A 24,732-nucleotide genomic window follows, 5' to 3' on the forward strand; every position below is an offset into this window, starting at 1 on the left:
TTAGTTAAAATCCAATGTTGAATCCAAAGCCAAACTCACGCTTACGAGGATATTTAGAACTGTCTTTACCTGGGGTTAGAACACCGCCACTCAACTCCGGATCATATCCTGTATAATTAGTCCAAGTCAGCAAATTATTACCATAAATATATGCTTGAACTGAGCGAAGTGGAGTTTTACCTAAGAATTTGGGATCCACACTGTAACTTAATCGAACAGATTGTAAACGAATAAAAGTCGCATCTTCCAGGAACTGATCACTCAAACTCATAGAGTGATTATTTGTTTTGCGCTGTTTGGAGTTCAATGCATACCAACTTGTAATCTCACCCGGATATTTCCAGCCTTGCATAATATATTCAGGAGTTTGTTTATGAGTATTTCCTCCCCATGAACAATAGTAACGCTTCAAGTCATTCCAAACTTGTCCTCCCCAACTAACATAGAAGTTAAATGAAAGAGAAAAGTCTTTATATGTAAGGGTATTACCCCAGGATCCAAACCAATCAGGATTTGCTTTGCCTAATTCTGTCTGGTCGTTAGAATTGATTACACCATCTAACTCACCGTTTTCATTAGGTTTGTTATACCATATAACATCACCACCACCAGCAACTACTCCATTTACTTTCATCTGAGCTATTTTGCCTGTATATTCAGTACCATCTGGGTTTAGATATTTTTCCAATGTTGGCTGACCATTCAAACCTATAACGACATTGCCTTCATTATCCCGTTTGAAAACAGGAGTCAGACGGGTTTTATAATCTTGAGTCCAGGCATTACTTGCGTCATATTCATATACCCCCAAATTCTTATAACCATAGAATAGACCAGCTGGTTTTCCTGCTGCAATCAGCCAAGCACTATTTATATAATCCTCACGTGCTAAATCAAGAATCTTATTATCATTCTTCCACCAATTTACAGTAGTACTCCAGTTAAAATCACGTGTTCTGACAGGTGTTGCTGTAAGTGATAACTCAACACCTTTATTTTCAATACTAGCTAAGTTTACACGCATTTTATCATAACCGGTAGTACTTGGAAGATTATAGTCAGAAAGCAAGTCACTTGTTTTCTTTATGTAATAGTCGGCAACAAACATAATACGTCCATTTAGAAAGCTCAAATCCACACCGATATTTGTTTGTTTCGTCTGTTCCCATTTTAAGTCAGGATTACCATATTTAGATGCAGGTACAATACCACCTACTGAGTTATAATATTGAGAGCCGGCTGTATAAACGGTTTGCGATTCATAGCGACCAATCTTGTCATTACCAGTAATACCATAGCTTGCACGGATTTTGGCATCCGTAAGAATGTTATTAGCCCAACGCATAAAGGGTTCATCCGAAACACGCCATGCAGCAGAGACAGAAGGGAAAGATCCCCAACGGTTATTCTTACCAAAACGAGAAGAACCATCAAACCGAAGATTACCAGTCACCGTATAGCGACTCTTCCAGCTATATACTACACGTCCAAATACACCCACCATAGCTTCATCCCAACCGGTTGTATTGATATTCTTCACATCTTTTACAGTAGCCAAATTCATATAATGAATATCTTCGGAGAGAAAAAACGAACCGGCTATATTATATGCCAATTGATTGCTAACTTCAAAACTGCTACCAACCATAGCACTCAAAGAATGGTCTTTGGCAATTGTCTTATTGAAGTTTAAATAAGCTTCGCCTGCATATTTCCAAGTTTGTTGGCTTTTATCTGCTCCTGTATTTTTCCCATTATCACTTCCTTCCAGATACTTGGATGAGAATGTTAAATTTCTATTAGATGTATAATCAGCTGAAATGTCAGCATCCAATCTTAACCAAGGAGTAAATGTCCAGGTTATACCCTGATAAAAGTTTCCTCTATAAGTCGAGCGTTCATCTAACTTTTGTTTTAGCTCAGCAATAGGATTACGACGTCCCCCCGAAGAATAATAGGGAATTAATTCACCATCCGGATACCAGATAATCATATCCGGATCACGACGCATGGCATCTTGCAAAACAGTTTCTTTAATATTGTTAGTTTTATTGTAGCTTAAACGAACACGAGTGGTAAACTTTATATTTTTCCACGGTTCATAATCAACATTGACATTAGCGGTATATTTGTCATTTCCAGACTCTAGAATTACACCCTTTTCACCAATGTAGTTCAAAGATGCACGATATTTGAACCCTTTGGAACCACCACTAATTTGTACACTGGCATCATCACGTCCACCTGTACGGAACAATAAATCCTGATAATAATAGTTTGTACTATACTGCATGCCTACAGAGTCTGTACGTGCGGAAAACTTCTCTAAAGTTTTGGAAGGATTGTTTAAATCGGAAGCTGCCATACTTAAACGGCTTTCAAACGCATTAACCTGAGGCAATTTACGGGCAACAGTGTAAAAGGAATGTTGGTAACGTGCATCAATACGAGGTTTTCCTGATTCACCTGATTTAGTAGTAATCAGTATTACACCATTTGCAGAACGAGCACCATAAATAGCCGAAGAAGCTGCATCTTTCATAACATCAATTTGCTTAATATCATTGGCAGAAATGTCGTCAATGTTATCAACAACTACTCCGTCTACAACATACAGCGGAGAGACACCTTCATCACTAAAAGTAGAAGCACCACGGATAGATACAAATGAAGAAGAACCAGGCGCTCCGGAGTTTGATACGATTTGCATACCGGGAGCAGCACCTTGTAATGCATCAAAAACATTCACTGAATTCTTTTCTTCCAAGATTTTAGAATCAACCGAAGTCATTGAACCTGTAATATGTTTTTTGTTCATTGAACCAAAACCGACAATTACAACTTCATCCAGAGCCTGAGCATCTTCAGCCATTTCAATCTTCATTCTTTGACCGTTTGCTTTGTGCTCAACTGTTTTGTATCCCATAAAAGAGAAAACTAATGTGGCACCTTTATTGCATTTAATGGTAAAGTTACCATCTAAATCTGTAATACCACCAGTTACTGTACCTTTCGTCTGTACAGTTACGCCAATCATTGGCTCATTGTTTTGGTCAACAACAACACCTGTCTGTGTAATTGTTTGAGCCATAAGATTAATACTCAAGACCAATGCTAATAGAACTAAAGATAACCGCCATAACAGCGATTTCGATTTGTGTTCTTTCTTTTTCATTAAACTACTTTTTAAAATTAGACTTAAATTAACAAGGGATTTCACCTGGAATTCTTTTTGAGTTGTTCATAATAGATTGTTTTTACATAATATCAATACATCATTTTTAAAGTTATACATTATTGTTTTCCATATCGCAAACAAACAACAATTTTCCCAAACGAGATTTAAAGATTGTATCAAATACTATCAATTATATCTCAAAGTGTTATAGACTGTAAACAACAAATTAGATAACACCCTATTATACAATACATTACCAAGCACTATGATTTTACAACACCAAATTACAAGCTAATTCCGGCTTACTTAGTCAGTATTCGCAAGTCCATATCCCTATGACGAGCCATCAGTTGTGCCACATAAAGTGAACGGGGGAAAACATTCTTCTCATTCTGTCCTTCCCAAACACCATCCGGACGATCGATAAAAACTCCCGGATATTTTTCACCCTTCATACCAAAGTTATAATTATGTCCTGATGTCCAAGGACTCTGTACAGCAGCACGTTTCACACGACAGTTCCAAAGCACCTGAGTTACTCCAGCCCAGCCATGTCCACTTCCCATTTTACCACGATCCTGCACATTGATTTCTCCATCGGTAATCACATTATCATAAAGAGTACCAACTGCCCAGCGATGGTGAGGACCTATATCTGCATAAGTTTGCGAAGCCGTACAATTATAAAATACATTAGGACCACATACACGTGCACCCGTCACATAATCATGACGCCCCTCTGTACTCTGACAGTTCATGAACAGATTTTGCTGTCCCCAATTATTAAAAGAATATCGCAGTCCACCGGTTATCAGAGATTTTGTTTCCAGGCAACGGCAATCCGTCACAGTTACATTCTTCGCATTACGTTCACAACTTACCGCTGAATACCCGAAATAGCGACAAGTCAGATTACGCGCCCAGCAGTTTTCCACTTTATCGAATTGAACGCCAATCCAACCATGCTCGTTATCCTCATAATGTTCAAATTCAGATTCCAAACACATATTAGTCACCCCGACTTCACTGATACGACCGTCAAATGTATACTTAAATACTTCACCGCCGCCATATTTCTCTTCCATTTGCATTACTACCGGATTATCAATATAAATACGGTTACCTTCTACTTTTACAATTTCACGTTCGAAAGAAAGATTATATTCCCGTGCAGTCCATTGGCGGGTTCCCTGGCGTTCAACGATCTGATCCATCTTAATATCATGTATCCAATTCTCTGTTCCCGGACGATAAACAATGATACGATCACCTACTTTAAAATTTGTAGCAGAAGAAACCTGAAAAGAGTGTGTTCCCACTGGTACAAAAGCATCCGTAATCTTCACCCTTGTTCCGGATACTTCCTCCATTCTACCATTACCAGATACTTCTATCAATGAAAAACGCTGCTTACCGATAGCCAATAAACGGGTTTCATTCACATTATCTCCTTCTCCGGTCAAAATAACCCCACCTGTATTTATATGAATGGTTCCATGAACATGATATACTCCCCGTTTCAGCAAAACCGTTCCACGGTATCCGTTTTTATCCGGTTTCATACGAGACACTTCATCTATTGCATCCTGAATTCTTTGACGACTATCCCCTTTTTCCACAGGATATACGGTTTTTGTTACCGGATAATCAGGAATTGATTTATCACCATGATGATAACCAACCCGGCTAAAATCCGGTATCGTATTTCCTTGTTTATCGGGATAATAAGTTAACTCCCCTTTCGGAGTAATTTTCACATAGCTGGATTGCCAGCCCGGAGGTAATTTGGTCTGGGCAGATACACTTACACAAAGTGTTACCGCCAATATCCCCCCCACAAGTTTCTTTACACGATTCATTCTATTCTCAATTATTAGTTTGTATATAAATTCAGTTCAACCTTCTCACCCACCACAGTCGGTATTTGCAGATATTCTCCATAAAGAATGTCTGCTTTTCCATTTTCCCGGATAACTTGCACAGGGCGTCCTTTCCATGGGTTCTCTATTTTACAGACACGTCCTTTCTCACTAACTAGGGTTACTCCCTGAATTAGTCCTTCTTTCAAAATAGAAGTAACCAAAAACGCACCATAAGCTCTCAGATTTTCAAAAGATGCATCCTTCTTACGATTCCAATTTGGGAAAACACGAATAATACCTTCATAACTTTGTAGCAGCATCTCATTAATAGTCAGGGGAACAGCTGCTAAAGTTTCAATACCTCCCCCACCTTGCACAATCCAGGAATTGGGATATACATCCATCTCAATCCGCTTCTTCAAATAAGATAGAATCTTATCCGAGGGATACCCCACACGTACAGCTCCGGGATAGCAGGTTTCAATTCCATTATTAGATGTATTTCCCCAATCATTCGGATCACGTTGTTTATCCGCCCAATGTGCCACATCTTCCAGCAAAATAGCATTGAAAGCCACATCTGTCATGGGTCCCACAACACCGGCAGGGAGAATCAAACCATGAATAGATACCCTATTCAGCCCCGATGGAGGTACTTCTTTATCTTGAGGTCCTTTCTCCATATTCTTCAAACTTTGACGCCCGTCTTCTGTAATACCCAATGGGTATTCACTCAGTTTCTCCAAAATATCCTGCCAACGGGATTGCCGTATCTTATCAATGGAAAGGAAATCACTCATATCCATCACACCCTGAAACAGCATACGAACCAAACCCAACGAAAGAGTTGAATTAAAATCACCTAACCGATTACGCCAGACACCTCCATTGCGTTTATTAGGCATCACCTCGTTGAAATGATCCATACGAATGACATAACGTCCATTCTCTAAAAAGAGATAATCTTCCCAAAAATCCGCACAGGCCAGAAGATACGGATATACTTTACGGGCATACGCCTCATCATACGTACTGTAATATCGCATCAACATATTTCCAACACTAAACACCGCATTGATTTTCTGTCCCAGAAACTTATAACCACCATCAATTGTATTTTCACGGGTCGAATACTTTTCCTGCATTTCTTCAGGAGTTAACGGCCACATAGCTGTACATAAACCTTTAGGACCGATACCCACCGGATAATAGATACCTTTGCAATTCAGCAATTCCTGCGCATGCTTCCGTCCAGCCTCCATATAATCTAATAGAGGTTGATCAAAATTATCCGTCAGACTAATATGATTGGAAGAAAATGACGCCCAGTAAGGTGCCTGATAATTATAATTCAGATGATAATCACCTCCCCATGCCGCTTCGTCACGCGTAACAAATGGTCCCCAGATACCAGGTGCAAACTTACCCTCACGGGAAGAACAAGCAAACAAATATTGCGACTGATAGTAATACTTTTCAAAATAACTATCACCTATATTAATATGAGACTGTTTCCAAAAATGATTCCACCAAGAATGATGTTCTTTCCGTAATTGCTCAACACCCGCTTCCGTTACTTTCTCTGCTTCTGTAATAGCTTTGTCTTTCCAATCCGGTGTATCATGATTCGTATAAACAGATATAACCAATTGTACTTTCTTACCGGGAATCAAGGAGAATTCATCAGAATTTGAGTTTAAAGCCAATGCCACATGAGTAGGCCAACGCAGCAATTCCGTATTTTCAAATGAACGACTTACCCACATTACTTTATCTTTGCCTCCCGCAGTAGTCGAAGTATTACCTTCCGCAGCCCATAGACGCAAATGGGCAGTAACGGCTTTGTCCGATTGCAATTCAATGATAATCTTATTATCCGTTGCAGCAACCCATGCAGACAAATCCAACTGACAATGAGGAGTTGTGAATTTAGTTCTGATTTCAGCAGATCCGGGCAATTGTTCCGCATAGTAAGTAGCTCCTTGCAGTTCTTTTATCTCAATATCCAGTCCGCCCGGAAGCGCAATTCCTCCCGGATAAACAGGATAAGCCCTCCAAAAATCATTTTTACCAATATAAAAACAGAGTTTATCAGGAGTACCTCCCATTGTGATACCGATATCTCCATTACCGGCTAAAGGAGCATCCGGAGTTTTGGTAGTGGGAACATGCTGTGGGGATGAAGTAAAGACAGCTTTATAGTTATCAATGGCAAACTGAGCTTTCACCCCAATAGTGCTCAGCAATGCTACGCCCAAAATAAAAGCCTTGTGTGTATTCATAGTCCTATAATCATTTATCTAAAACAAAAATAGACGTATCTTACCAACAAGGCTTGCAATATTATTTCAATCGTTTGGAGAAATGGCTCAAAATGCGTTTTTTAACGCATTAACCCACTATAGAAGTTGTTTTCCCTTTCTCTTTTCCTTCGGGAAGAGAAAGACGCACCTTTTTATGATTCAACTCAAGTTCTGCAACATTTCTCTGTTGAGTCGGATCGGCATAGTTTATTACGTACCGACCGGATTCATTTTTCCGTATCATATAGATTCCGGGAGTTTGAATATTCAATATCAAATCCGTACTTACAGTCAATTGTACCGGCTGATAAGCGGCCACCCAACAAGTAGTATTTCCTTCACTATAGACAGCCTGAACAGTAGCATCATTACGGAGTATCCGTATATCCGATAAATTAAAAGCAGCCACATTTTCCTTGTCCATTTCGGGCAATATCAAATATTGATATGTGCCTTGCTTAGGTGCAACACCATGCGTCAAATAGATGGCAGTCACCTCTCCATGTGTTTCTTCCGGGTGATACATTTGCATCACATCATACCATGATCCCGTACGTTTTGCTGTTTCAGCTACAACTTCATGATTATTGCCCCATACAATATATCCTGTATGATCATGAAAATAGCGCTGTTCCTTTCCCTTAGCAGATTGCTTTGTATTCACAACATTCCATCGTGCATTTTCCCAAGAAAGCAGTTCCCCATTTTTATGGCATTGCTCTATAGAAGTGGTAACAACAAGATTACTATCTGCTTGTATGCCAGCTCCCAAACAAAGAATAAAGTCATCCGTACAAACCCATGCCTTATGAGCCTTCACTCCGGAACGATCTAACTCCATAACAGTCATTCCTTGTTTTCCATCCGAAACAGCTCCTACAAAAGTTCCTTTATTACGAGGCTGATAACTTTTAATCAGAGGCATAGGCGCATTATCTTCAAAAGCTGTTACTCCCGGCAATTTCCGCCAGTCCCAAAAAGGAAAAATATCCAGATACTCCTTACCATCTTTATAAATATAAGTAGCTCCATCTGCCATATAATACCCTTTCATATTATCGCCATTCATCATTTCCGTACCGATAATACGGTCAGAAGCCATTTTTATAGACGCCATCCAGGAAGGACAGCGATGAATTGTATAATCCGACTGCCAGAAATGCTTATGTCCTGTAAGCACATTCACCGCAGGCGCAGGATAATTATCACGAAGCAAAGCTGTTGCCACAGCCACGCACTCATCTGATTCACCTCCACCTAACTCCGAGGCTGCAAATGCAAGACTCAGTGCTTTATGTACGGGAGCATGATGAAACAGTTGACGTCCCAAAGCATTCACATCCATCATTCCTTTCCAGATTACCCAACGATAGCCCTTATCAATCAGTGTACTCAGAATACTCAACTGTTTATCATCAAATGCTAACGACGTCCCTGAAAATAACCCAGAGAAGAAACTCATTCCGGATACGAACGAAAGCCCATAATTACCAAACTGCTGCTGAGCACCATGCTGGTGAAAGCACCAATCGTCTTTTATACCTTCTGCTCCACCCGTGACTATTTCAGATGCAATGGTATCACGCGCCATCTTTACCAACTCATAATCATTCTGTAATAATGCACGCATCATCACATTTCCGGCAAGCCATACCTTATTCTGTCCGGTCATCCCAAATTTAGCATTCTCCATTACAGTTATAGCATTCTGTTTCTCCACAGGGGTCAATTGCTTCTCAAACAAGATAAAAACCGTACCCAGTGTTTTAGGAATACCTATTTGATTATACCACCAGTTCAAACATACAGGTTTAGCAGTAAACCAATAATTCAAAGCTTTATGAATAACCGCTTCCACCTCCGAAGAACGATAGTAGGAAGTCTGATCAGAGTTATAGAGCTTTACCAGCTCCAGAATACGTTCCGCATGAATTTTAGGTTCCCAGCCAGAACGCTTTTTGTCATCGTAATTAATATCCGGCCATGTTCCGGCTTCCGTGAAAGAAGACAGATAAGTTTCTATTTTCTTTAAATCAAAAGGATATCGCTGATGTAACTCTACCACAACCTGATCCGAAATCTCTGTTTCCGGTTGAATAGACGAAAGGATGGACAATAAGCCAAACGGATCTTTACCGGAAGGAACCAACATTCGGGCATAATTTTGCTTGATACGCACCAACTCATCCACACCACTTGCCTGTACAGTAACAGATACAAGTAATACACTAATTATAATCAGATTACGCAAAATTCTCATTCCTGTTTATTTTTTCAGTTGTTCTGTTTCCATTATAACAGCCGCCCACAATATACCGGCAACAGCCTCTTTGGCATTCAATATTTTGGGAACAGTAACATATTCTATAAAATTCTTTTTAATCACAACTCCATCACATGCTCCTATCACATCCAGTAAGCCTCTGTCATTCACCTGTATAAAAGGAAAGAGACTTTGATATCCCCTATATGCAACCGGAGTATATTCCTTCGCTTTTAAGAGCCCTAATTCTACACCACGCTGAATAGAGTATACAAACATAGCAGTTCCGGATGGATCTACAAAATTTAAAGGATTATCTCCTTTATCCACAACCATAAACCAACCGCCGGTCTTCTTATCCTGCACTTCTTTCAGCCCTTTACACATTTTCAGATAAATATCAAGGACCTGCTGATAATTCGGATGTGTTTTGGGTAGTAAAGCCAGTAATTCAGGTACCACCAAAGTGTACCACCCCATACCTTCACTCCATACCTCCGGTGACAGTCCAGTAGTTTTATCCGCCCACACAGCCTTTTCAGGCTCTGTAGTCCATGCATGAAGGATAAGTCCATCCGAGCGTTGCAAATGACGGGCAGCAGTAATAATATTCCTACATGCCACATCATAGCAATAATCAGCTTCTCCTACATATTGTGCACAACGTATAAGGAACATCTGCATCATAAAAACACCATCTATCCACATATTAGGACTCCGGTTTCCATGCCAAAACTGTCCATCGGAACTGGGATACTGATCCACAGCTTTCAATATTTGCAAGGCAGCTTTCTTGTATTTCTCATCACCCGTACGCCCGTATAATGTACAAAAGACCGAACCTGTCATAAAATTATCGAGATTCGTTAATCCGCCTCCTTTGTAATTACCCGCTTCATCGACGAAATGATCCATATATTTCTTTATATATTCCAGATACCTGCTATCACCTGTTAATTGTCCCAAACGGTCCATAGCCTCAAACATGTATCCCTGCACATATGTATAATCTTTCCAGTAAGCCATCCGATAATCCGGATATCTCGTCATCACTGTTTCCGACAAAGGTATAGCTAAATATTTCGGAGTAACTCCGGGTGTATATCCCAGTTTAGCTTCCGGCACTCCCTGAGAAGTAGTTCGCCGATAGCGGGTAGTAGTCTCCTGAGTAACCAGCATAGTAACCTCTCCTTCCACTACCATACCGGCTGTATGTTGAGTAACTACCCGGTTTTGAGCCATAGAAGAATGACTTGTACCGACTACACATACGATACAAATTCCTACTATTATTTTCCGTGTTATTATCATAGTCATTATTGATTAAATCCAAATCAACGGGTTACGTACAGGCAGATTACGCACCACTTCGTCGGTTACAGGGAAATGTTCTAACTTCTCCCACGTTGACTGCCAATTTTTATTATGAGTCTGTAGCGCACCGAATATCAGGAAAGGATGCGCTACCGGCCATTCATCCCAATACATTACATCTTTCGTATAAATCCAGCTTTCTTTATCAACGACATAGGGATAGATAAAATTAATACCCTTCTCCATATTCTTACCTCCCTCTGCCGTATAAGTCCATAAATTATCATTCTTATCCGAAAGCGTCTGGCATATTGTTGCCATGGCATCCAGATTAAATAAAGAATAACCATAAGGTTTCGTACGTGCTGTCTCCAACGGAAAACTACCGTCTTCCCCCATCTGCTTAGGTAAAAGTACTTCTTTATAACGCCGCTTACAAAAATCCATCATATCCTTATCACCGGCATAACGGGCAAATACAGCAACCTGCATCACCCAGCAAGTTCCATGATTATTCTTAGCATTCATCTCGTCTATGCCATACTGATGTGTGAACATCCATTTCAAATAATCAGCAAACCACTGTTTAGTAGACTTTATATCATCCTTAGACAATACTCCAAGCTTTTCTAACTGCCATAACGATTGGGCTACTTCCATAAGATGTACCGTATCAATGATGCCAATACCACGTCCTGTAGCAATTCCCTTAATAGCTTGCGCATACTGCAAGTTAGAATTCATTTTCGTAGACTCATTCACAAACCAGGCACGCACATGCGTCAGTATCGCATCCACATATTCTTTATCCTGAGTCAATAAATAAGCAGAAGTCAGATTACCTACGATTGAACTAAAACGTATCATAGCATGACGATGAGCTACAAAATTATCCGGATTGGTCTCGCCATCCCGACGCACATAAGGTCCGTCAGGATTCAAAGTATCCGGCCACCAATAATCACCCTCCGAATAAAAATCATGTATATCCCCTGCACTGCGTTCCGCTATAAAGGCGGTAACCGTTACCGGTTCCTCCTTTATATTCATAGCGGCACGTTCCAATATGCCCTGCTTTAAAACGCACTTCACAAAATCTTTACCGTCTTTATCCGATGTACACGAAATAGCCAGAAAAGAACAGATCCCTAAAAATAACATACCTACCTTTTTCATAATCTTACTGCACCGTTATAAATGATGTTTGGACTTTATCAGCTTTTACAGCTACACAGGAAGTACCGCCTTGCGTACGAACCTGTATTTGTGCCCGCCCGTTACGTGCCTGTACTTTGCGGGAACCGGTTGCTGTGCCCTGATTCTGTATCAGTTCTCCGTCACCGGCAATATCGAAAGAAACAAAAACTCTGGAATCAAGACACCTGATACCATTACTATCTACCAACTGGGCTTCAACTTCAACAATTCCGTCTTCATTAGAAGTAGAAGTTACCCGGAATGCATGTTCTTTCCCCCACTTCTCGGTCTGATATTCAAAGCTCAATTCATCAGCAAGAGTTTCTTTTCCAGCAGCCACTGCACGCAATGTATTCTGCCCCTTAGCAAGCTTCACATTCCAGCGCAAACCCGCTGCGGGAAAATCCTGACTATTACGCTTGCGTATCCCCTGGCTTTGTCCGTTCACAAACAGTTCCACCGATGGACAGTTAGAGTAAACCAAAACCTCTTTTTCTTCATCGGCATCTCCCCATCTCACAGGCCAACCATGCCCATAGATATGCACCATAGGCTTTTCTGTCCAATAGGATTGGAATACGTAATAGCTTTCCTTTTTCGTAAAGTCACGTTCCACCACTCCTTTCTGATTCATATAGGGTACCGGATTATCCGGACGCACCGGTGTGGAAAAGTCCTTAAACGGCCAATAAGCAGCACCGGTCAGCCAAGGCATATTCTCCTGTTCCTTCAAATGCCAATCTATCAGCTTAACGATATAACTTTCCGACCAGTCTCCTTTCTTCAACACCAGAGCCGAACCGTTCAGAGCCGCATCGCCATCACTTTCACCTTCTTTTCGTATAGGAGCAGTAGCCTCCGCATGACGTCCGGCATGGCTATCCCCCCCCCACTCTACATGCAGAAAATGTTTTATCTTCTCCATTTCTTCTTTGGACATCTGCTGATAATCTGTATAAACCCCACGATACCAACCAGCCCAGATAGAAGGAGAATATACATCTACAATATCGCTACAGAATGCACAACGGCGAATTGCTGTCTTACGTTCGGCATCAAGATGATGTGCCAGTGTATTCAACTCACTCATCAGGCTCCGTATCTCACGTTGTTCAAATTCAGGAAAGTCATTCGGCCAGTCATTCTCATTACCCAATCCCCAGATTATCACTGAAGGGTGATTATAATGCTGGGTTATCATATTCGTCAACATACGTTTCGCTTGTCCGCGATAAGTTTCATTCCCCACACCACCACGGCACCAGGGAATTTCTTCCCAAACCAGAATGCCCAGTTCATCACAAAGATTCAAAATGATTTCAGATTGCTGATAATGCCCCAGACGGATGAAATTCACACCCATCTCTTTCATCATTTTCATTTCCTGTATCATCTGTTCCTCAGTCATGGCAGCAGCTACTCCTGCATGATCCTCGTGCCGGTGTGTTCCCCTCAACAAGAGACGCTTTCCATTCAGCATGAAAGGGCCCTTATCTATAAACTCAAAAGAACGGAAACCGAAACGTTCACTCGTTGTTATTTTCTGTCCATTGGCTGTTACAGTAACCTCGCAAGTATATAATACCGGATGATCTACATCCCAAAGTTGTGGTTTATCAATCTGAATATCCAGCATATCCAAATCCCCCAACGGAGTTATTTTATCCAACGTACGGGCAGATACCACTTCACCTTTAGCATTCTTCACAGTAACTTCCACCAGTGCTTCACGCACATCCGCAGGATTATAGAATGTACCGGATACCTTTAACATTCCCTTTTTCAATTTAGCGTCCAATGCCGGTTCTATCCGGAGAGAAGCCACGGAGACTTCCGGAAGATACACCAGATTCAGATAACGGTAAATGCCGCCATACAAATTGAAGTCCGATAAATCCGAAGGTATCATTTCAGCATCCCGGGTATTATCACAACGAATACTTAATGGAATTTCGCCTCCAAAACGTTCAGCCTCTTTGCTTGCCAGAAAAGCTCGCACGGCATCTGTTATATCTACATTCCAACTATCATATCCACCAACATGACTACCCACTTTGGTCATATAAACATATACATCCGTCTTCTGTCCCGCTCCTTCGAATTCCAATACCACCCGTCCGTCAGGATATGGATTATCCAGCTTCAGACGTGTTTTATACCATCCCGGTCCCTGATAGTAATTCAAATCCGGATCAACAGCATCCTCCGCATTAAAGCAGTGGGGCAACGTCACTTTTGTCCATATAGGTTGCTCTTCCGGCTGACCTTTCTTTATAGGGCGTACCAGTTCCCAGATATTGCCCACATCCTGACGGAGAAACTCCCAGTTATCCGTTAACCGGATCTTATTGCCCATCACAGGTACCTTCGCAAAGGTACCTGCAACAAAGCAACTCATCACTAACAATGCAATTATACGTCTCATACCTATTGATTCTCCACGTTTACAGAATAGCCGTACCTTCTTTCTCTAATTTAGCTTTCTTAAGCAAAGCTTCCAGGAAGTAATAGTCTGCATAAACCAAAGGCACATCTCTCTCAAAGTTGTGCGCACCTGTGCTGTGCAGCAGTAAGAATCCACGGTCACCATCTAATTGCGCACGATAGTTCTTGCTTAAGCTCTCAACAATCGTATCCGCCCATTTCTTGTATAATGCTGCTTTCTCCGGATTATACATGGACAATTCGTACATGGCACAAGCCATCACTGCGGCAGCAGAAGCATCTTTCGGTTCGTTCGGAATACCCGGAGCATCAAAGTCCCAATATGTAACCATATCTTCCGGCATGGTAGGATTGGTAAAGATGTAATTGGCTATGTGCTCAGCTTGCGACAAGAATTCCGGAAGTTTCGTTTCGCGATAACACATGGTATAGCCATACAAGCCCCATGCCTGGCCTCTTGACCAAGCAGATTCGTGATTGTATCCCTGGTGCGTATGCTTATGAAGCACGTCTCCGGTGATTGTATCATAATCGATTACATGATAAGAGCTATAATTATCGCGGAAATGATTTTTTATTGTAGTACGTGCATGTGTATTTGCAATGTTATAATACACAGAGTCACCGGTTTCCTTAAATGCCCAGTACAGCAATTCAAGGTTCATCATATTATCGATAATAACCGGACATTGCCACTTGTCACGGCTGTGATCCCAGGAACGGATACAACCAATTGTTGGCTTATAGCGGGTAATCAATGTAGCAGCAGATTCCAACAGGATATTTTTGTAGTTTGCATCATTGGTCAGGCGATAACCGTTACCAAAGCTACAGTACATTTTGAATCCCATGTCATGCGTTCCGCCATTCGTTTTCTGGTCTTCTATGTTAGCGGTAAATGCCTGTGCCTGCTTCTTCCAAAAATCATCTTGTGTATACTCATACATATACCACAATTCACCGGGAAAGAAACCACTGGTCCAGTCTCTTGATGCTACCAAACGTAAGGTACCGTTATCTTCTATCGTGCGGGGAGAAACCGGCTTCCTTTTCAGCTGTTCCTCCGGCATACTTGCTTTTGCAGAGTCTATTTGTGTAAATGCATACTTCAACTGCTGTCCGGCAAAATCAAAACTGTCTTTTACGACATCCGCTTCTTTTGTCGCTTGGCTGCATGCTCCACATACGACCAATAATGATACTAATCCTGTTTTAAATTTCATAATAGTTATTCTTACTAATGTTGATATTGATTTAAAGATTAAATTCTCCATAAAAAGATTGCGCTAAGATAGGCGATTTATCTTAGCGCAACTTTCAATATTGTCTTATTCATTTGAGATTCTATTCCAAACGATATGTAAAACATAAGCTATTTGGGAGTTTCTCCCTTATCATTATGCCTTTGCACCCACTCTGAAGGTGAATAGCCATAAAATGACTTGAAGCAGTTGGTGAAATAAGCATGGCTATTGAAGCCTGTGTAGACCGATATTTCAGAAACCGTATAACTGGATTCCAACAAGAGTTTGGCAGCTATTTCCAAACGTTTATTACGTATCAACTCTGTTGGAGAAAGCTCCGTTACCGCTTTCAGTTTCCGGTACAAGTTGGCACGACTCAACCCTAACTCCTGACTTAACAAGTCTACCCCAAGCTCCGGATTAGAAATATTCTTTTCTATAATCTCAAAGAAACTCTGCGTGAACCGATCATCCCCCGAAACAATCTCGATACCCATCGCTTCGGGAGAGAACTTCTTTCCATATAGTTTCTTCAGTTTCTCACGGGATTCCAGCAAACTGTTGATACGGCAAATCAGCACATCCATACTGAAAGGTTTCACAATATAGTCATCGGCGCCCACCGAAAAGCCTTCCTTGATATGAACCACCATGGACTTAGCCGTCATCAGTACAACCGGAATATGCCCAAGCTGTAAATCCTGCTTCACACGTGAGCACAGTTCCAGTCCGTCCATCTGCGGCATCATGATATCACTCAGTATCAAATCCGGATATTTCTCCAGACTCAGTTCCAGTGCATCCTTACCATTATTTACATCCAGCACATAGAAATAAGGATCCAGACATTCTTTGACGTAAGCTCTTACTTCATCATTATCTTCCGCCAGAAGTACAGTCCACTTCTTCTCTATCTCAAAATGCATTTCTTTGGCTGACGGAATAACGTCCTCCACTACCTGCTCTTCATCATCCTCCACCAATTGCTCCTTGCCGTAGACAGAATTGCTGATCGGAATATAAACCTTGAAGATCGTACCCGTAGGCTGATTATGAGATACAGAAATAGTGCCTTTATGCAGAAGTACGATAGAGCGTGTCAGACTCAAACCGATACCCGTACCCACATTCTCTTTATTGTCATCTTCACCCTGATAAAAAGGTGCAAATATATTCTTCATATCTTCCTCCGTAATACCCTTCCCGGAATCGGTAACCGAGAGACAGGCAAACCGGGTATCGGCAGGCATCTTATTCAATTCCGCCTGCTGTTCCGACGGAAGTTCGGCAAAGGTACACCGGGACAATGAGAACACAACTTTACCATTATTCGGAGTAAACTTCATCGCATTGGACAAGAGATTAAAGACCACCTTTTCCACGATAGACTTATCAAACCATGCCGACATTCTCTCCTCACTCTTCTCAAAAGTAAATTCTATGGATTTCTTTGCTGCAAGATGGTTGAAGGCATAGTAAATCTCTTGCAGGAACAGATTCATATCCGTTTTGGCAATATGCAATTTCAATTTACCCTCCTGGTTCTTGCGCAGATCCATCAACTGATTCACGAGCAGCAATAGGCGTTGAGCATTACTGAATATCAGGCTCAGCTTATTCTTCACACTGGAAGAAAATTCCGGCATAGACACCAGATCCTGTAAAGGTGCAATAATCAATGTAAGCGGAGTGCGGAGTTCATGGGAGAAATTGGTAAACATACGTATCTTCGCCTGATGGAACTCTTCCAGTTGCAGTTTCTCCTTCTGTTTGAATTGCAATTCACGCTCCAGCTTTTGCTTCTTCGATATATAATACATGATGAGTGTCATTATAAAGACAAAAGCAATGGCATAAAACAGGTAAGCATACCAGGTTTTCCACAAGGGTGGATGCACAATGATGCGTATCTTACGTGTCTGTTGACTCCAGACTCCATCATTATTAGAAGCCTTCACTTCAAAGACATAGGTTCCCGGACTTAAGTTCGTATAGTAGGCTTCCCGACGATTATCTATATAATTCCAGTCTTTATCGTAGCCTTTCAGGAAAGTGGCATACTGATTCTGCCGGGCAAAGACAAAGTTCAGTGCGCAGTAACCGATAGAGATATTATTCTGATTATAACTCAGCTCTATTTCTTCCATACCGTCCAGCACGGTGTCCAATATTCTCGTTTCGTCTTCCGGTTCAATCACTTGGTTATTCACTACCAATTTCGTGAATACCAATGGCGGTACAAAAGAATTTAATTGCAACTCCTGCGGACTAAAGGTCACAAAGCCATTGTTACCGCTAAAACAAATTTCTCCATTGGGCAGTAACAAACCACTATGGGGAGTAAACTCATAGACTCCGATTCCATTCAAAGAATTGTAATTGGTAAACTCCTCTGTCTTCAGATTGTATTTCGAAATGCCATTGTTCGCGCTGATCCATAGGTTATTGTCGTTATCCTCCACAATGGAGCAGATATCATTCTCTATCAATCCCTGTTCCTTTGTTACGGTCTTTACAATTCCTTTCTCTTCATCGTACAAAGCGATACCGCCGCCGAACGTACCAATCCAGATACGGCCGGAACTATCACGCACAATACCCGTCACGTAATTACTAAGCAACCGATGAGGCTCTTTCTCATCCGTATCATAGTAAACCACCTCTTCCCTATTTACATCGTACTTTATCAGGCCGTCATTACGGCTGCCAATCAGCATTACCCCATCACGCAACTTCAGTATGCAGCGCGAACTGGCAAACAGGCAACTATCCTTTCCGCCATTAATAGGAAAGTGTTTCTGAAGTTCCTTTTTATCCGACAAGCGCATCACTCCCATACGCGAATCGGAAGTTATAATCCACAGACTGTTATCCTTATCACGAAGCATGGAGTAAATGGACATTTCCCCCGGTAACTGATAATAGAACGTATATTTCTTAGTACGGGTATTGAATTGATAGATAGATCCCTTATTCGTTCCGCACCAAAGTATATCATCTTCCAACAGAAGCCCTTTTATAATATTCTGACTGTACTGCAACTTTGAAGCCTTATCTATCGGATAATACGCATACTGCCTGTTTTCCAGATTATAATCGAGCAGCCCTCTGCCCTCCGTTGCCATATACAAAGAACCTCCGGGAGTAGAAACCATACAACCGTATATCCCAAACAATGCATCAAACACCGTAGCAGGATCATGGAAATCAAAGCGGTTGTTAAAGCGGCTGGAGAAGCTCACTCCGCCAGCATACGTCCCCACCCATACCGTCTGGCTCCTGTCTACAAACAACGAATAAATGGAAAAGTGACTCAGATTCCCCTTTTCAAGGGAAGCATCCGTATGTTTCCAGAAAGAATTAGTAGAAAGATCGATGGTATATAGCCCGTCGAATGTACCGATAAGCAACATTCCGCGCAACTCTGATATGGCTCTGACGCTATTGCTCGTTAGAATACTGTTACCCTTATGATAGGTCACCATTTCCTCTTTCTCAAAGTTTATGCGATACAATCCGCTCAGTCCGCTTCCTACCCATAACGTTCCGTTTGAATCTTCATAGATAGTAGAGATACTATTGCCAAGCAGATGAAGTCCCGGCGTCCGGGTAGTCAGCTGCCGTTGCACTTTCATGTTCATATCGCAGACAAACAGGCCTTTCGTAGAAGTACCTATCAGAATCTGATGCTGCTTCGTTTCGTAGACTACAGAGATGAATTCATCTTTGATCTTCCCGTTCAGGTCTATACGCTGAAATACATCCATTGCAGGCACATACAGGTACAGCCCCTTAGTAGTTCCTATCCAAAGGCGATTACGGGAGTCTACCGTCAGGCAACGTACTTCACTTTTGGCAAAAGCACCGTATCGTTCGTCAACAAACGGTTTGATACGGTTGGTTTTCAGGTCGAGTTTATTCAATCCGCGTGCCGTACCAATCCACAAATTGCGGTCGTTATCTTCGGCTAAACTCCAGATATGATTATCACTCAAGGTCAGAGAGTCTTTCGGATCATGTTTATAGATCACGAACTCACTGCCATCATAACGATTCAATCCATTGCGCGTACCAAACCAGATGAAACCTTTGGTATCCTGGAATATTTTGAGCACAGATATCTGAGACAAACCATCTTTCAAATTCAGGTTTGAGAAATAGAAGTTCTCATTATTCTGCGCAGTTACTTCCAGGGTTACTAACAAGGTTATCAGCAAAAGAATATGTTTTCTCATAGGTCAAAAAAATGTGATAGGCTTATTTCGTCAACAACTCCGTAGCGCACCATAACAATGGAGCATGAGCGTGCAGGTCACCGGTGATTTGTTTGCGGTTCATGTAATGGTTCTTGTCATTCTTGATATTGGTTCCCTCGCATACGTTTGTTACCTCGTCTTCATCATTGATATATGAAACCAATGCCAACCATCCTTTTGTTGCGACAGGAGCATAGGTTTTCTTATCGAGCCAACCGTGTTTCACACCCACCAGCATGGCATAGGTGAACATTGCCGTGCCGGAAGTCTCTTTATACGAAGCGGGTTCATCGATCAACTGGTGCCACATTCCATCGGGGTCCTGATTTTCGAGTAAGGTAGCCATCATCTTTTTATAGGCTTCCATAATAACCGGGCGGTTCGGATTATCCTTCGGAAGTACGGAAAGCAAACGGGACATTCCGGCAGCCATCCAACCATTGCCACGTGCCCAGAAGAAAGGGGCTGTGGGAGCGTGATAGAAAAGGCCGTTCGGTCGTTGTATCTTCTCCAGGTACATCGCCATTTCAGCAGCGGCGCGGTCTATATACTTCCGGTCACCCGTAGCCAGATAAGCTTGCGACTGTATGGTGGTTATCATAAACATGTCGTCAATCCATACGCGGGTTTGCCAGGAATAGCCCTGCCCGGCATACGCTTTCTCCTCCGGCTTGGCATCGACAGGAACTTCCCATTGGGTATCAGCATACTTCATTCCAAGGTCGAAGTACTTCCGGTCGCCCAACTTCTGCATATAGATTTCAAGGGGGACAGCACCCACCACGTTATAGTCTACGTGCACCATGCGGGGAAGCATATTCTTTTCTGTAGTAAACAAGGGTTCGAAGCGTTCCTTCAGCCGTTGCTGCATATCTTTATTCTTCACGGCTTTGCTGAACCATAAAGCACCCAACCAAGTGCAGGCATCAGGATAAGTCACATAATTGGGAGCCTTTTCCGCCCGCGGATTTCCAAAGCGGGTATGAGGGGTGATCAGGAACTTGTTGACAATGCGCGTACCTATCACTTTCGGATCGGCATCTTTCATGCGTTTCTTCAAATCAGCATCTTGAGCATTCATTGTTCCACACCAGCCTGTAAAGGCGGCAAATAGGATAAGTAAAATCTTGTGCGTCTTCATTCCATAGTATTGTTAGCAGATTAATAACTATGGCAAAATTAGGGAATTTGGGTCTGAAGGGTTTGAAAGATCGTTCCAAATGCTTGAACTATTCGCTCAAAATAGCGTATATATGCCTCTCAGATAGGATAGTTCAGCGATAGAATTAGAGATTGACAGACAGATTCACCACAATCATCAAATTCTCGCTTTATTGAGATCAAATACTCACCGTAGCGAGAGTTTTTTCTCATCGTATTGAGTATTCTTTCTCATCGCATTGAGCAAATATTCTCAAAGGGGTGAGAAAGAATAAGAAACTTACTGCCTACGCTGACTATACCCTGCATAAATCATCAGCGCAAAAACGCAGGCATACGTAATGAACACGGCAGTCAGCTCCGGCGGCGTATCACCTCCGCCATACGAATGAAGGCCGGATAGGTAGTAGTTCACACCGAAGTAAGTCATCAGTACCGAAGCAAGGCCCAATACGGACATGACACTGAATGCATAATCCGAACGGAGAACGGGAAGAAAGCGTGCATGCAGGATAAAAGCATAAACCACCATCGTAATCAATGCCCAAGTCTCTTTAGGATCCCAGCCCCAATAACGCCCCCACGACTCATTTGCCCAAACAGCACCGAGAAAGATACCTGCCGTCAGCAGATAAAGCCCTATGTGCAGGGACATTTCATTGATGATGCGGAGTTCACGGATATGGGGCTGCAACAAGGCTACTTTCGACGGATTGCCGGCACTCATGAATGCAAGAGTAAGCAGTCCGAGCAGAAAACTGATACCGAAGAAGCCATAACTTGCCGTAATTACAGCCACATGTATCATCAGCCAATAAGACTTCAACACCGGAACCAGAGGAGTGATTTCGGGGTCCATGAAGTTCAGGTTGGCAACAAACAGGATGATACCTGCAAAGAAAGCTGCCAAAGCCAACGTCATGGAGGAACGCTTGATAAACAAAAGTCCCGCCAACGCTGTAGCCCAGGCAACATATATCATGGATTCATAAGCATTGGCCCAAGGGGCACGCCCGGATATGTACCAACGAATACCGATGCCGGAAGTATGCAACAAGAAGATCAGCACAACCAGCGCCACCAAGGGAATGATAACGGTCTTAACCCAGCGTCTGGGTTTCAGCAACTGCCCTACCACGAATATCAACAGTAACAGTCCGACCGCTATATACCCCATAGCCGACCAGAAGAACAACCGTGCCTTATTATAAAACAATTCCCACGACACTTGCTTCTCTGTCAGCAGAGGTGTGTCGCTCTGCTTCTGTTGATACACGTTCATCATGGAAAGCACCTCTCCCGCACTCTCCCATGTACCGATGCGCAAGGCATCAAAGGCTTCTCCCAGATACCACGGCATGATTTTCGATACGAACAGAGAGTCTTTCCCGGAATACATGCTTAAATCATCTCCCGGAGAATACCATTTACCACTTGTATCTCCCGGCAACGGGAACAGTGCAAACATCTTTCCTTGTTGCAGGGAATACAGGATATTAATCTTTTCGTCCAGTTTCAACAGGTCCTTTTCAAGCCGCGAACGTTCGGCTGCCGGACGGGAATATGCCTTGTCTACGGCATCGGAAATCAGATAGCTGCCATCTTCACTGAATACATCAAAGAAACGGATATATTTACCTTCGGGCAGAGAATAAGCTTGCGGCAATTCTTTATTAGTCTGGCGGATAAAAGGAATATTTCCCCAGTAAGACGGATTCATAAGAAAACCGATAATGACCTGTTCGGAACTAAGTCCTTCAAAAGTATCGCTACGGTAGATCTTGCGCAAGAGTTTGTCCGTATAAGTATCTACAGGTTCAATACGGCCTGTAGGACATTGTATCTGCATTCGTCCCCATTGTTCAGCCTGTTCCGCAGGGATGGTGTTCTTCAGCAGATGTTCCGTTTCAGCCTTTTGCGCAAAGGAAAGGGTGGGAAGAAAAGCCAGTAGCAAAAGAGGAGTCACCTGTTTCAATTGTTTTGCCAGTTGGCGGAAACGGGACTTTTTATCTGCCAAGGTCAGTAACATACCGGCAAGCAGCAACAGATATCCGGCATACGTAATACCCGTTCCTGCCGTATCATTGTTGACGGTCAGGATGGTACCCTGCTCATCAGCATCATAGGAGGACTGGTAGAGCCGGTATCCCTGCTCGTAAATCACCTTATTCATGTAGATGTGTTCGCTCCGTTCTCCCTCTTCCGTATGAATGGTCAGGAAACTCTCGAAAGAAGAAGGGCTGTGAGAACCGGGATAACGAACTAACTTAAAGTCATCCAGGCGGATGGAAAAAGGCAACGGACGTTGGTCTTCCGTCGTACACATTTGGGACACGGTTTCTCCTTCCCTGATATGCACAATGCCCTCAAAACCGAACATATTGGTTACCAATGCTCCCAGTAGGATTACAATGAAGGAGATATGCAACAGTAAGACTCCATATTTGCGCTGGCTCCACAAACGTGCTTGCCAGGCAGTAGCGCAGAAATTGAGAATCAAAAGAAATTGCAGAAGATAGAAAAGCGGATTGTTATAGATTATTTCCCTTGCCATCGCCGTCCCTTGCGCCTTCTCGACAAAAGTTGCGGCAGCCAGCAGAATCACATAATGCACCAGCAATATCAATGTTATCTTCCACGAAGTGAACATCGCTTTCAGGGAGGAGCTTACTTTTTTCATGTGTGTATCATTCAATTGAAACATTCAACATAGCCAACAATTCTGCAAGTGCCGGTGGCGTCAGTTGCTGGGCAGCATCAGAAAGAGCTTTCTGCGGACAGCAATGCGACTCGATAAACAGACCGTCGGCGTGCAAAGATATGGCTTTCTTGCAAATAGCCGCCAATAATTCACGTTTTCCTCCGATATGGCTCGGATCACAGTAGAAAGGCAATTCAGGAAAATGAGTATGAAAACGTTCCGCCAACTCCCAAAGGGGGGCATTGCGGTAAGGAGAACTATCTACCGTGCAGAAGCCACGATGAATGATGCGGATGTCTTTCAGTCCGGCCTGTTGAAGGCGTTCTACCGCACCAATCCATAAGTCTACGTCGGGACATACAGGATTCTTCACCCATACCGGCATATCGCACCCGCGCAGGGATTCTGCCAGTTCGTGCATCATAAAAGGGTTGACCGTAGTACGTGCACCAATCCAGATCATATCCAGACCGGCTTTCCGTACAGCTTCCACGTGGCAGGGAAGTGCCACCTCAGTCATAACCCGAAGTCCCAGTTTCTGTTGTATCTCTCGCATCCAGTCCAGTCCTTCTTCGCCAACTCCCTCAAATGTTCCACAGCGCGAACGGGGCTTCCACAAGCCGGCACGTAAAGTGCCAACGCCTATCTCTTTCAGTCCTCTTGCTGTATCCAACATCTGTGTACGACTTTCCGCACTACACGGACCGGCCACTAAACTTATAGTTTTCATATTTCCATTCTCCATATCAATTCATAAAAAAACCGGCGCAATCTCTCCTGTCAAGAGTTCAGGCGCCGGTTTATTCAA

At 42.6% G+C, this 24,732-nt stretch carries 12 protein-coding genes; all 12 read right to left on the reverse strand.

The window, feature by feature from the left end:
• Positions 1 to 4: 4 nt before the first annotated feature.
• Entirely contained in the window at positions 5 to 3,175 is a 3,171-nt protein-coding gene (locus tag BACINT_RS14115; protein WP_007664254.1) for a SusC/RagA family TonB-linked outer membrane protein, read from the reverse strand.
• 305 nt (positions 3,176 to 3,480) lie between these two features.
• Positions 3,481 to 5,037, reverse strand: coding sequence for a hypothetical protein (locus BACINT_RS14120; RefSeq protein WP_007664255.1), 1,557 nt, complete (start codon positions 5,035 to 5,037; stop codon positions 3,481 to 3,483).
• 14 nt (positions 5,038 to 5,051) lie between these two features.
• Complete coding sequence (locus BACINT_RS14125) at positions 5,052 to 7,322, reverse strand: glycosyl hydrolase family 95 catalytic domain-containing protein (protein WP_007664256.1); 2,271 nt, start codon at positions 7,320 to 7,322, stop codon at positions 5,052 to 5,054.
• Between the two features lie 109 nt (positions 7,323 to 7,431).
• Entirely contained in the window at positions 7,432 to 9,603 is a 2,172-nt protein-coding gene (locus tag BACINT_RS14130) for a polysaccharide lyase 8 family protein (RefSeq protein WP_007664257.1), read from the reverse strand.
• Between the two features lie 6 nt (positions 9,604 to 9,609).
• Positions 9,610 to 10,917 carry a glycoside hydrolase family 88/105 protein gene (locus BACINT_RS14135; RefSeq protein ID WP_052302181.1) on the reverse strand — a complete coding sequence of 436 codons (1,308 nt, stop codon included), beginning with the start codon at positions 10,915 to 10,917 and terminating at the stop codon, positions 9,610 to 9,612.
• A gap of 12 nt (positions 10,918 to 10,929) precedes the next feature.
• Positions 10,930 to 12,096: an alginate lyase family protein gene (locus tag BACINT_RS14140; protein ID WP_007664262.1), complete on the reverse strand. Its 1,167-nt coding sequence runs from the start codon at positions 12,094 to 12,096 to the stop codon at positions 10,930 to 10,932.
• Positions 12,097 to 12,100: 4 nt separating this feature from the next.
• Positions 12,101 to 14,542, reverse strand: a complete 2,442-nt coding sequence (locus tag BACINT_RS14145) for a glycoside hydrolase family 2 protein (protein ID WP_007664264.1) — start codon at positions 14,540 to 14,542, stop codon at positions 12,101 to 12,103.
• 19 nt (positions 14,543 to 14,561) lie between these two features.
• On the reverse strand, positions 14,562 to 15,785 hold the full coding sequence (locus BACINT_RS14150; protein ID WP_044155055.1) for a glycoside hydrolase family protein: 1,224 nt from the start codon (positions 15,783 to 15,785) through the stop codon (positions 14,562 to 14,564).
• 149 nt (positions 15,786 to 15,934) lie between these two features.
• Positions 15,935 to 20,041, reverse strand: a complete 4,107-nt coding sequence (locus BACINT_RS14155; protein ID WP_007664269.1) for a two-component regulator propeller domain-containing protein — start codon at positions 20,039 to 20,041, stop codon at positions 15,935 to 15,937.
• A 22-nt stretch (positions 20,042 to 20,063) separates the two neighbouring features.
• Positions 20,064 to 21,203 (reverse strand): glycoside hydrolase family 88/105 protein, encoded by a 1,140-nt coding sequence (locus tag BACINT_RS14160; protein WP_007664271.1) that lies wholly within the window; start codon positions 21,201 to 21,203, stop codon positions 20,064 to 20,066.
• A 300-nt stretch (positions 21,204 to 21,503) separates the two neighbouring features.
• Entirely contained in the window at positions 21,504 to 23,903 is a 2,400-nt protein-coding gene (gene ccsB / locus BACINT_RS14165; RefSeq protein WP_044155272.1) for a c-type cytochrome biogenesis protein CcsB, read from the reverse strand.
• 7 nt (positions 23,904 to 23,910) lie between these two features.
• Positions 23,911 to 24,654 (reverse strand): DAHP synthetase I family protein, encoded by a 744-nt coding sequence (locus tag BACINT_RS14170; RefSeq protein WP_044155274.1) that lies wholly within the window; start codon positions 24,652 to 24,654, stop codon positions 23,911 to 23,913.
• Positions 24,655 to 24,732 lie beyond the last annotated feature (78 nt).

The sequence above is a fragment of the Bacteroides intestinalis DSM 17393 genome (assembly GCF_000172175.1).
In the GTDB taxonomy this organism is placed as follows: domain Bacteria; phylum Bacteroidota; class Bacteroidia; order Bacteroidales; family Bacteroidaceae; genus Bacteroides; species Bacteroides intestinalis.

Coding starts and splice junctions, on each gene's coding strand:
- BACINT_RS14140 (WP_007664262.1), bottom strand. CDS start 12,096: ATGAAAAAGGTAGGTATGTTATTTTTAGGGATCTGTTCTTTTCTGGCT.
- ccsB (WP_044155272.1), bottom strand. CDS start 23,903: ATGAAAAAAGTAAGCTCCTCCCTGAAAGCGATGTTCACTTCGTGGAAG.
- BACINT_RS14130 (WP_007664257.1), bottom strand. CDS start 9,603: ATGAGAATTTTGCGTAATCTGATTATAATTAGTGTATTACTTGTATCT.
- BACINT_RS14135 (WP_052302181.1), bottom strand. CDS start 10,917: ATGATAATAACACGGAAAATAATAGTAGGAATTTGTATCGTATGTGTA.
- BACINT_RS14125 (WP_007664256.1), bottom strand. CDS start 7,322: ATGAATACACACAAGGCTTTTATTTTGGGCGTAGCATTGCTGAGCACT.
- BACINT_RS14160 (WP_007664271.1), bottom strand. CDS start 21,203: ATGAAGACGCACAAGATTTTACTTATCCTATTTGCCGCCTTTACAGGC.
- BACINT_RS14115 (WP_007664254.1), bottom strand. CDS start 3,175: ATGAAAAAGAAAGAACACAAATCGAAATCGCTGTTATGGCGGTTATCT.
- BACINT_RS14150 (WP_044155055.1), bottom strand. CDS start 15,785: ATGAAATTTAAAACAGGATTAGTATCATTATTGGTCGTATGTGGAGCA.
- BACINT_RS14155 (WP_007664269.1), bottom strand. CDS start 20,041: ATGAGAAAACATATTCTTTTGCTGATAACCTTGTTAGTAACCCTGGAA.
- BACINT_RS14145 (WP_007664264.1), bottom strand. CDS start 14,542: ATGAGACGTATAATTGCATTGTTAGTGATGAGTTGCTTTGTTGCAGGT.
- BACINT_RS14170 (WP_044155274.1), bottom strand. CDS start 24,654: ATGAAAACTATAAGTTTAGTGGCCGGTCCGTGTAGTGCGGAAAGTCGT.
- BACINT_RS14120 (WP_007664255.1), bottom strand. CDS start 5,037: ATGAATCGTGTAAAGAAACTTGTGGGGGGGATATTGGCGGTAACACTT.